The organism is Bacillus sp. AG4(2022), assembly GCF_031844465.1.
Classification (GTDB): domain Bacteria; phylum Bacillota; class Bacilli; order Bacillales; family Cytobacillaceae; genus Bacillus_AB; species Bacillus_AB infantis.
This window is the reverse complement of the sequence record NZ_JAUZVH010000006.1, coordinates 43,123-53,792: the sequence shown is the minus strand read 5'-3', so window position 1 is coordinate 53,792 and position 10,670 is coordinate 43,123. Positions and strand designations below refer to the sequence as shown.

Below are 10,670 nucleotides of genomic sequence, written 5' to 3'. Positions count from 1 at the left end.
TTCCATAAACTTCTAACAAAAGTAGGTCTTTTTTCATTCGTCTTGTTCAGCATAATAAATTTATATGATTAGAGCTTATAAATTATATATCAACATAGAAAAACTAAATTTCACTTTTTCACAATATGGTAGAACAATACTTTCTAACCTTGTATATCGTTATTCTAAAATAATTATCAGCTACCATTCAGTATAGTAAGAGCACAAAAAGCAGGCTGCTTCAGCAGCCTGCTTTTTTCACTTTGTAATTGTATCATCCATCAAACCGGCGGCTATAAGGAAGTTCGCCAGAATTTTGGCCATATGATCTCGCCTTGTATAGCCATTCGGGTCAAAACGGCCATCCTCACGCCCAGATACTATACCAGCCTGATAAACAGCTTCAATTCCTTCTTTCGCCCATGGTGCAAATTGGGCGGCATCCTTGAAATCTGAAGCTTTCTTACTCTCTTCTAACACATTCTTGTTAAAGCCAATGAACGGAATGTCCATAGCACGGCTGATCATGGCAGCGGCCTGTGCCCTTGTAACCCTCTCATTCGGGGCAAAATTCCCATCCTCTTTGCCCTGAATGATGCCCGTTTGAACAGCTGCCATCAATTCACCTTCGCTGTTGAACCATTCAGTCCCTTTTACATCCTTAAAGCGATTGTCATAATCCACAGCCGGAAGGCCGAGGGCGCGGACAAGCAAAACAGTGAATTGTGCCCTGGTCATCTCTTCTAGCGGTGCGTATGTTCCATCTGCTTTTCCTTTAATGATATGTTTGGATGCGAGGGTCTCTATATAATCAGCCGGCCAGCTTTCCCTGTCTACATCCGGGAAGGATACCTTATCTTCTGAAACTGCAAAGACAGTTCCGGCCAATGATTTAAATTCTGCTGTTCTGCCCTTGAACAGTGCTGGTACTGATGAAATGGCACCAGTGCTGTTAAAAAAGATGACAGAAGCGGTTTTAGCATTGAATTCTTTGCTGCCTGCCAGCTCATAGTTTAAATAACTGCTGAAGTTTTCCAGCGCCTGCTTCTTCTCTCCAGCTGCCGCTTCTGCAGTAAATTCCATCACCTTTGATGCCAAAGTCAGCTTATTCTTTTCTGCCATTTCTTTAAAAGCAGGTTCAGCTGCTTCATTAACAGAGATGACGATGGATAGATCCTCGACATTAGTCCCCATTTTTTCCGCCAGCTCTGCTGTCTGAATCTGGCTGACTGGCAGGGTAATGCTTGCTTCACCATTCTTTATGCGGATGAATGCATCTTTCTGCTTAGCTGCGGCATCCCTGAAGAGAACTACAGGAATGCTTGCTGCTGCTGTTTCACCCTTAGCCGTCTTCTCCAGCATGATAGGAATTACTTTCTTTTCCCCATTCAGCATGCTGACAATTCCCGGAACCTGGCTGCTCTGGACAGCAGTGACAATACCGTTCTGCTTCCGTTCAATCTGCACTGCACCGGATGGAAGAAGAATTTCTCCCGGCTTTTGCTCTGCAGGAGGTGCTGCAGGCGGCTGCGATGGCTGGGCTGGACCCTGGTTCCCATTGTCTCCCCCGCCAGTTCCATTGCCGGTAGTGAATGACCAGATATCTGACAATGCTTCCCCTGAGAATTCATCATTCACCCGGACATACCATCCGTACAGTTTATTGGCCTCCAGGCCGGCCCATCCTGTTTCCGCCGCTTTCTTTCCTGACAGGGTCTGAGTCTCCCCGATCTGGCTGTCTGTATAAACCTTCACTTCAAGCCTGTCAGTGGAGACGACCTTCTCCTTCGGCTCCAATGGAAGATCGATAACAAACTCATCTTTGCCCGGATAAGAATCTGCATCGTAGAAATTATAATCGTTCAGATACGGAGAGTAAGTTTTTACATATATCTTATTTTCTGAAGGATTGACATGCAGGAGACGCATATATCCCTGTCCGCCTTCAGGCCCTCCCTGGTAGTCAGCCAGCATTTGGTACACTTTCCGGTCAGGTGTGCCATCCCCGTCATCATCAATCTCATCAACGAGCGTTTCGCTGTCATGATAATGGCCGCAAAGGACGGCCAGCACGTTTTTATTTGGCTTTACAATTTCTTCAAAGAATTTGTTTCCAAGCGGACTTCTATTGCCCGAAACAAGAAGGTATTCATGGAAGTTCAGGAACGCCATCCGGTCCGGATATTGGGCAAGCACATCCTTTAGCCATTCAAGATCAGCATCCTCAACGCCCCAGCCCATATAGACCATAATATAATCATTGCCATTTACACTGATAAGGTCGTAATGACCGCGATTGTCTTTATAAGATCCTCCATAATACGGCTTGTCTGCAAATCTCTCTTCTCCAAAATACTGGGAGTATTGGGTATAATCATTGGTTTTATGATCTACATCATGATTGCCTGCCAGGACCCCGTAAGGTATATTTGCATCTTCGAGCACGTTCATATACTCATCGGCATATGCCCATTGCTGGGGATCTGTGGAAACATCAACCAAATCTCCTGTATGGAAGACATAAGGGATTTTCAGATTCTCCTTGTTGGCTGCCACCCAGTCTACCATTTTTTTATAAATATGCGGGTAGCTCTCTGAATAATATTGCGTATCCGACATCCAAACCATTGTATAATCAAATGGCGTTTCTGCTGAAATTTCATCCTGGACCATCACTTGTATCTTTTGGTCCTTCATATATTGTTTGCCCTGCACGGAAGCAGTCAGAGTGAAATCATCCTGATCTGCCACCTTCCACTGCTGGACCTCCCACTTTTCACTATCAAAATTCCAGACATACATGCTGACTTTTCTTCCCAAAAGGGATTTCCCTTCCCAGTCTATCTGGATGATGTCTGTTTCATCTACTTCCGAATCTACCTTAACTTCGAATCGCTGATAAGGGAATTTTTCTACAGATGACGTTGTTACATACTCGCCATCCTTATCGTTCATTTTATCTTCCTCTGCTGCAGCCAGCAAAGTCTCCCCTGCCGGAATCATTTCTGCCGGAGGCTCCCTGTCAGCTGAGTTGGAGAAGACACTTACTTCTGCATCTGCCGGCTTGTATTCAAAGCCTTTGTAAAATCTCACAGACAGATCATCATTAGTAGGGTCGGAAACCTCTACTGACAGCTTCGCATCTGTTTTTACATCTTTTGCCCCGTCTTCGGGAGAAAGTGCCTTCGGCTTGGCAGGATGTTCATCAGCAGTTTTAAACACTACAGATTCTTTACCTGTATTGCCGACCAGGTCGATTGCAGTGATTTCAAAGGTATGTGAGCCCGGATCCAGCTGGGCAGAGCCAGTTTCATATGGCAGGGTAACTTCCTTGCCATCAAGAGTGGCTGATACGGTGGTTACCCCGGACCATTCATCTTCTACATCCGCGTCCAGTGTAAAGCTGCCTTTATATTCCTTGCCATTTTCTACAGAAGCTGAGATGACTGGTGCAGAATTATCGACAATCACTGTCGATGATGCTGAGTCAGCCCCTTCGGTGGCTGTTATTGTATGCTCGCCCTCTCCGGCTTCAAGGGTATTCCACTTATAAGCTTTGGCAGCGAATTTTTCTTCCGGCACCTCGAAAGAGAAATCATATACAGGCTTGGCAGAGCCTGCGTCTCCGACAGTCAATTCCTTTTCCTTGTCACTGTATGCCGGGTCATATATGACAGTCCCGTCGCTTAGGACAAGTCTGGCATTTTTAATATAAAAGTCATCACGGTTTTCCTCTGATTCCTGATCAAAAGGAGACACCTTTGTGCCTGAGCGGACGGAAATGACAGCCGGTTCATTCAATGAAAGCTTGTCCGGTTCAATAGGAACAGTCATTGTTACATATGAATTGATCGTATCGTCAAATATCTTTAAAACTTCATCACCCATCGTAACACCATTTTGGAAAAATAAATTTGTCTTTTTAACATCAAATGCAAAGTAGGCCTGTTTTTCCAGCGCTTTATAGGTTTCTGCTGCAACACTCTCTCCATCGATTTTGAGTTTGATATTTTCATAACTGCCCGAAGCAGAGGCTGCTTTAAGAATTGTCTCTTTTGTAACAATAGAGTCATTCTTAACATTCAGGCGCAGTCCTGTTTCTTCTTCTCCGCCTGTTATTTTAATCTCTGCCGGCTCTGACTCGATTGTATGGTTTCCATCTGAAACGAGCGTATAATACTCGACTTTATCTTTTCCAATCAGCTCCGGAGAGTAGATTTTGAAATGATAGAGGCCATCATCATAGCTTGGCTGCAGATCAGCCGATCTGTATGCCCCATTGCTGTCCGTTCTGTAGAAGAGGCGCATTGTTTTTACATCCTGGTCATCTGCGGCGTCAAACAGGAGCTGCAGATCTTCCTTCTCGTTTACTTCTGTGATACTGGAAAGATCCTCAACGGCCGGTGCTTTTGTGTCTTCCTTAAGCTCTGCCTTTGCTGCCGGGACCTGGGTCTTCATGACCGCAACAGGGGTTGCATTGTCTGCCCCCGCACTGATTTTGACCATTTTGGTTGTTTTATCAGTAGGAAATGCATAGAATATGCCCTTATTGGCAGCAGTATCCTTCTTATTCGGCTCATCATTATAGAAGGACGCTGCTATTTCCCGGCCGGTATTAGTCGCAATGATAATGCCCCTGTCCCCTGTATTGGCCATCCCATTGGAAACCATTTTAAAGAGATTCTTATTTTCTTCGAGATTGGAAGAGTAATTGCTGTTAAAGTCTTTTGCTGTTTTATCAGTATTTCCTGTGTTGATAATCCAGAAAACAACAGCTTCACCTGAAGGTATAATAATATCCTCTTTTTCCGGCCCCCAGATCAAGTCTGCTTCGGGCCCTTCCATCGGATAGCGGTAGCGGATTTTATAATCCTTAAAGTTAATAGGTTTATCTGTATTGTTATATACTTCAATAAATTCATAGCCATCAAGAGCATTCACATTGGTAGAATCAGGTACAACCTCAGTAATGAGCAGCGGCGGCACTTCATTCTTTGCGTATTGGGCCGGTGTGATATTTGCTATAGCCTCACCGGTGCTGCTGGAGTTGATTCCGTCGGTTGCTTCTATTTTGTAGACAATCTGTTTTGACCGCAGATCCGCTTCAGGGATGACTGCTTCATAAACATATTCAGCTTGCCCGCTTACAAGCATTTTAACCGTTTTCCATTCAGCTGCTTCTGAAGCCCGGTAAGAGAGGGAAACAGCCTGCACTTCTGTGTTATCTGTAACGGTTGCTGAAATCACCGCATCCTGTCCGCCTTCAATTTCAGTCTGTACTTCATGGGTAATGACTGGAGCTTCACTGTCATCTGACAGCTTCACCGGTTCTGAAGGTACCTGTCCAGGCAGAACTGACCCTGGTGCTGCTTTTTCGCTGATTCCAGCCTTCACCATATCTCTGCCGGCTGCTGGAGTTTTATAAGTGATGCCGCTATTCTGGTATACATCAGCACTGCTGTTATTATAGGACGCTTGCGCAATCTCTGTGCCAAGATCATCGGCTATGATCAGCGTGCGTTCCGATCCGTTTGCCATCCCATCATTATGGATTTCAATGACCTGGCTGGCATCCAGGCTGGTGCCGTAATTCTCATTGAAGCTTTCCAGCCTGGTTTCATCATTGGCCCCATTTTTGATCCAGACCACGGCAGAACTCTGCGGCTCTACCATTTTATCTTCAGCAAGATCCCAATTTAGCTGGGTATTATTCGGGTATCGGTAAATGATTTGATAATCTTTCAGGTTTATTGCCTGATCGGCATTATTATAGATTTCAATAAACTCGTACCCATCCTTGCCATTAACATCTGAAGTATCAGGAGTGATTTCCGTGATCATCAGCCTTGGCTTTGACTGGGGATCTGCTTCTTGAACAGTTTCTATCTTTGTTTGAACAGGCATTGATTTATCTGCCGGAAAGGCAGTTGTATTCATTCCATCTGCTGCCTCAATATAATAGGAAAGTGTACCGCCCAAATAGTCGGCAGCCGGTATTGCCGCTGCATATGTATTGTCACCATTTTTAACAAGAGGGACAGACTTCCACTTCATGCTTGCATGGCTCTGATAATAAACCACGGCCGTCAGCCGATCCTGGTCATCCTCTATAACTGCTTCAATCTGCAGATCCATGCTGCCTTCCACCGTTTCGGCAGGAGTATGGGTGATGACTGGAGCCGTATTATTTTCTCCCTCTGGCACGGAAATTTGACCAGCACTAATTATTCCCGGTGAAGGTGCTCCTTTAATCTGAAATGGGAGCATTTCTGCTGATTCCGGCTGGCTTTTAAAATGCTTAGAGAGCCCTTCTCCTGTTTCATCCCTAACATAGCTGGCAAAAGAAACCTCGGCATTCTGGCCGTCGACAATTTTTATTCCCCTATTGCCAGTGTTGGCCATCCCTGTGAATCCGCTTCCTGTGAACTCAAGAATTGCTTCATCCGGCAGCTCAGCTTCATAATGGTCCCGGAAATCCTCTTTGGTTTTGGAACTTTTGTTATACCAGAGAACGACGGTTTCATTCGGCTTCAGTACATACTCTCCAAAAGATAAAGGCAAATCTCCGCCTTTCCCGTCTGTATATACATAGTAAAACTGAAAGTCTTTAAGGTTTATCTCCTGAGCTGTTGGATTATGCAGCTCAAAATACTCATAATCCTCTGCCCCCTTAATGTCAGGAGCAATTTCCGTAATCAGCAGCCGATCAAGCTTCAGCGCTTCCTCTGCCTGAACTGCCGACGAAAAAGGCGCCAGCATGCCGCCCGTAAGCATTGAACTCATCAGCAAATGACCAAATTTCGATCTCTTTTTCCCCATCCCTCAACAAACCTCCCCAAATTTCTCTCAATCCAATTGTAAAAATGGAACATGAAGGAATTGTTGGAAAATTGTAAAGATAGAGTAAAGTGGTTAAAGTGGTGACAGGCACCTCCCGATATTTGAAGATTTTTGTCGAAAAAAAGAAACGCCATACCGGAAGGGTAGACGTTTCTTGGTTCTATGTATGTTCCTGTTGTTCTTAAGTAAAAATTTCAATCAGTTTCTGTTATATTTTCCTGCCTGGTCCAAAAATCATGTTCTCCTCTAAAAAAGCTCTCTACTTCTCCCAAGGTCAAACCAACATTTCTTGCTTCCAGCAATAATTCGATCCACTCTTTTTCTACTTCATTACTCATACCCATAACCGTTTCCCCTATTGCGGCAGCCCAGCCGTCTTAACCATACATGGCCTTAGACCTGAGGCTTTGCGCCCTTATCTTTCAATAAGTTTGCATTTCACAGAAATGTAGTACAGGTATAAAGTACCCCGTAAAATGAAAAAATAACCATTTTCTTTACGACAGAAACCTACATAGATTTGTCGAATTCTTGAAGCTAATCTTCAAAAACTTCTATTATTCTCTTTTGATTTCCCAGTTGTATAAATGAATGACAACAACAGCAAGAAAGCGAAGGAATTTTCCCTTCGCTTTCTTTTAATGCTACACTACAGCAGCATGTCTCCCGCTATATGATGGAAGATGATGCTCGAGCTTCCTGCCTGCTGCCTCAAGGTTAGCCAGGCATTCTCTCCGCAGGCTGTCCGTGCAAATAAAATTATAGTTTAGCTCCCGCTCCAACTGAGAAAAGCTGGCTGATAGATTCTTCCCGCTTTCAACAGCTTTACTTAACTGCTCCTCAAAAAATTCTTCCGTACCAAAAAAATACATGATTATGCACCCTTTCCTTTCAGTCACTATGCCAAAAGGTTCGGCCGTATAGCTCTGAAAGGACTAAGCATAAAATCCAAAGCTATCCGCGTTATCACCCTGGCAGCCCGACGATCATAGCTTGCGCCTTAGACTCGCGGCTTTGCGTCCTTATTTTTCAATAAGTTTGCCTTTTTCAATATTCATACTATTATCATATTACTTTTGTCCTCTTTTATCAATTGCTGCTACAAAATTTATAGCTTCTTATATTAAAAAAATGTTTATTTTTTCCTAATAAAAGGGACTTCCCTGCCGATAATAATGTAAATGGCTTTTGCCAGAATGAATTTTCGGAGGGCAACATGAAAACGACTAAACGAGGAATAAGCTATAAGTCGATTAAATCAGCCAATCCTGATGCAGAGACTCTTGTCCTCGCACATGGACTGGGTCTGGACAGCACTGTATGGAACCTTATTCTTCCTCAGTTAGCAGATTATCATATTCTACTATTTGACTTTAGGGGGCACGGATACAGCAGTGCTGCAAATGGATCTTTATCCTGGAATATACTGAATGAGGATTTTGAATCAGTACTGGACGAGGCAGGGTGCTCCTCTTTTCATTTTATCGGTCAGGGCTTGGGGGCTTATTTCGGCTCACAGTGGCAGGACCGGCACCCTGACAGCATCCTGTCGTTCATTGTCTTTTCCACACCAGCCATCAATTTGGCCGATTGCATAAGAAAATCACCTTCAGAGAAAAACTTGCCGCTAATTGATAAAGAGGGGCTGGCAGATTTTTGGATCACACATCTTCTTTATAAATCGATCGGCCCCAATTCTTTTCTTATAAGAGATGCTTGCTCAAGGCTTGATTTGCCATCTTATTTTTTGGCAAGGGAGTTGATCTCCGGTTCTTCAATTATTCATTTTAAACATATGGATATACCAGCCTTGTTTTTAGCCGGGGAATTTGATCTCTTTTATCCGGCCTCCGTTGTCATGCTGAGCAGCGATTATATCAGAAAAAGCAGAAAATACATCATTCCTTCAGCATCCCATTTAATACAGCTGGATCAGCCTGAATTGACACTATCCAAATGCCGGGAGTTTCTAGCCGATCCGGCAGTGATGGCGGAAGTGAAGCCCGATTCGGGAAGCTCTTATACGCAAAAGCTGCTTCTCCAATTGGAGGCAGCTTTTGAGACGCCTCCTCCAAATGAAGATAAGATTGAAGTTTTTATGCTTGATGAGTTTAAAGTGACAGCAGGAAATACGATAATTGAAGGAAAATGGAATCAGCGCAAGGCGAAAGAAATTCTCGCTTACCTGTGCCTGCATGGACCAGTTTCCAGGAATATTATTGCGGAGGTCTTCTGGCCTTCCCTGCCTGTAGCCAATGCCCAGAACCAGCTGCGCGTCAGTTTGACGCACCTGCGTAAAATTTTTCAAAGCGGCGGGATTCCTGACCCCTTTACGATTGAAAACAACATCATCTCCATAAATAGAGCCATAGAAATCGACGCCCTGAAATTCTTCCACCTGTTGAATCAGGCGCTCGAAACAGAAAACTGGGCTGATATAAAGCTATTAAAATCAAAGGTATCAGGCAAAATTCCGCCGAAGCTTATGCCGCAGTTCAAAGCCAAATGGGCAGATGACTACAGGAGGGACTTAGAGCTCTCCATCATCAGACTGCTCAATCTAACTTATAAGAAGCATATGCACATGAGGGAAATTTCTGAAGCATTAAATGATATGCAGCTGCTCCTGAAGCTGGCTTCAGAGGATACAAAGCTATATAAGGAAATCAGCGATCTATACCAGAAAGTCAGTATGGCTCCTATTGAAATCTGGGAACCTGCTTAAAACTCCAGAAGATTAGACTAAGCAATTATAAAAAGAAAGGACAGCGGCAAATTAGATTGCCGCTGTCCTTTCTTTTTTCAGCTTTCAACCTTAAATTTTTGAAGCAGCCCATTAAGGTTTGCCGCAATATCATTAAGGGCTTCCGATTCTTCTTTGACTGTCTCCATATCCGCAGTTTGGCCGTCAACATGGCTGACAACTTCCACCAGCCGTTCATTGACATGCTGAAATTGAGAGGATAATTCTTCAACACTTGCTGCCACCTCTTCACTTCCTGCTGCCATTTGTTCACTGACCGCCGATATTTCCTGGATGCGCCCGTTCACGTTATCTACAGATCCCAATATGTTTTCAAAGGATTGTACAACAGCCTCGATGGATAGCTTGCCGCCTATTACATCCTGATTGGTCTTTTTCATCGCAGCGGATGTGGCATCCGCATCCCCCTGGAGCTGCTGGATGATGGCTGATATGTTGGAGGCAGACTGATTGGTCTGGCTGGCCAGATTCCCTACTTCATGGGCGACGACCGCAAACCCCTTCCCATGCTCCCCGGCCCTGGCCGCTTCTATGCTTGCATTCAGTGCCAGCAGATTTGTCTGCCCGGCAATGTCCGATATTTCCTTCGTTATAACGGCAATTCTTTTTGAACCTTCAAGGAAGCTGTTAATGGCCTCTTCAAGTGAATTGAAGGACTGGTCGATACCATGCATTTTTTCAGCAGCCTCAAGCACCTGATGCTTTCCTGAAATGGCAAGGCTGGCCGTTTCTGCTGAAGCCTGATTGACTAGGCTTGAGGTTTCAGCTGTGTTGCTGACGCCTACCGACATCTCATCCATCGTGACAGCAACTTCATTGGCTGATTGCAGCTGCTGATAGACAGTCTGCTGAAATTCCATGATCTGCTTTTTGATTCCCTGGAGGCTCTCATTCGTCTCTGCGACTCTTTGCTCTAATGAACCTGAGGACCTGGATACAGTACCTCCCGTATCCTTGACACGGGCAATGAGCTCCTGAAGGCCGGCTCTCATATGCTCAAGCGGTGCACTGATGCTTTTCAGCGGTCCCAGCTGCTTAATGTCAGCCGGCTTTGACAGGTCTCCCTTGCTCACCCGCTCCACAAAAC

5 protein-coding genes and 2 riboswitches are annotated in these 10,670 nt (G+C 44.6%); of the genes, 1 reads left to right on the top strand and 4 read right to left on the bottom strand.

The window, feature by feature from the left end; translation table 11 throughout:
• Positions 1 to 237: 237 nt before the first annotated feature.
• From Q9R36_RS16605 to Q9R36_RS16595, 3 genes are all read right to left on the bottom strand, one after another.
• The gene (locus Q9R36_RS16605) at positions 238 to 6,798 is read right to left on the bottom strand and encodes an S-layer homology domain-containing protein (protein WP_311225551.1); all 6,561 of its coding nucleotides are present in this window, start codon (positions 6,796 to 6,798) and stop codon (positions 238 to 240) included.
• 215 nt (positions 6,799 to 7,013) lie between these two features.
• On the bottom strand, positions 7,014 to 7,163 hold the full coding sequence (gene sinI, locus Q9R36_RS16600) for a DNA-binding anti-repressor SinI (protein ID WP_224949511.1): 150 nt from the start codon (positions 7,161 to 7,163) through the stop codon (positions 7,014 to 7,016).
• A gap of 15 nt (positions 7,164 to 7,178) precedes the next feature.
• Positions 7,179 to 7,265: riboswitch (cyclic di-GMP riboswitch) on the bottom strand.
• A 198-nt stretch (positions 7,266 to 7,463) separates the two neighbouring features.
• Positions 7,464 to 7,691: a hypothetical protein gene (locus Q9R36_RS16595; protein WP_311225550.1), complete on the bottom strand. Its 228-nt coding sequence runs from the start codon at positions 7,689 to 7,691 to the stop codon at positions 7,464 to 7,466.
• Between the two features lie 98 nt (positions 7,692 to 7,789).
• Positions 7,790 to 7,872, bottom strand: a riboswitch (cyclic di-GMP riboswitch).
• Between the two features lie 163 nt (positions 7,873 to 8,035).
• Between Q9R36_RS16595 and Q9R36_RS16590 the strand changes: the two genes are divergently transcribed.
• A complete protein-coding gene (locus Q9R36_RS16590) occupies positions 8,036 to 9,544 on the top strand; it encodes an alpha/beta hydrolase (protein ID WP_311225549.1) in 1,509 nt (502 codons plus the stop codon).
• Positions 9,545 to 9,621: 77 nt separating this feature from the next.
• On the opposite strand, the gene Q9R36_RS26155 is transcribed toward Q9R36_RS16590, so the two are convergent.
• A complete protein-coding gene (locus tag Q9R36_RS26155; protein WP_396137120.1) occupies positions 9,622 to 10,374 on the bottom strand; it encodes a methyl-accepting chemotaxis protein in 753 nt (250 codons plus the stop codon).
• Between the last annotated feature and the right edge of the window lie 296 nt (positions 10,375 to 10,670).

What these genes read in the sequence shown, in the direction of transcription:
- Q9R36_RS26155 (WP_396137120.1), bottom strand. Translation starts at nt 10,374, where the DNA reads ATGTCGGTAGGCGTCAGCAACACAGCTGAAACCTCAAGCCTAGTCAAT.
- Q9R36_RS16590 (WP_311225549.1), top strand. Translation starts at nt 8,036, where the DNA reads ATGAAAACGACTAAACGAGGAATAAGCTATAAGTCGATTAAATCAGCC.
- sinI (WP_224949511.1), bottom strand. Translation starts at nt 7,163, where the DNA reads ATGGGTATGAGTAATGAAGTAGAAAAAGAGTGGATCGAATTATTGCTG.
- Q9R36_RS16605 (WP_311225551.1), bottom strand. Translation starts at nt 6,798, where the DNA reads ATGGGGAAAAAGAGATCGAAATTTGGTCATTTGCTGATGAGTTCAATG.
- Q9R36_RS16595 (WP_311225550.1), bottom strand. Translation starts at nt 7,691, where the DNA reads ATGTATTTTTTTGGTACGGAAGAATTTTTTGAGGAGCAGTTAAGTAAA.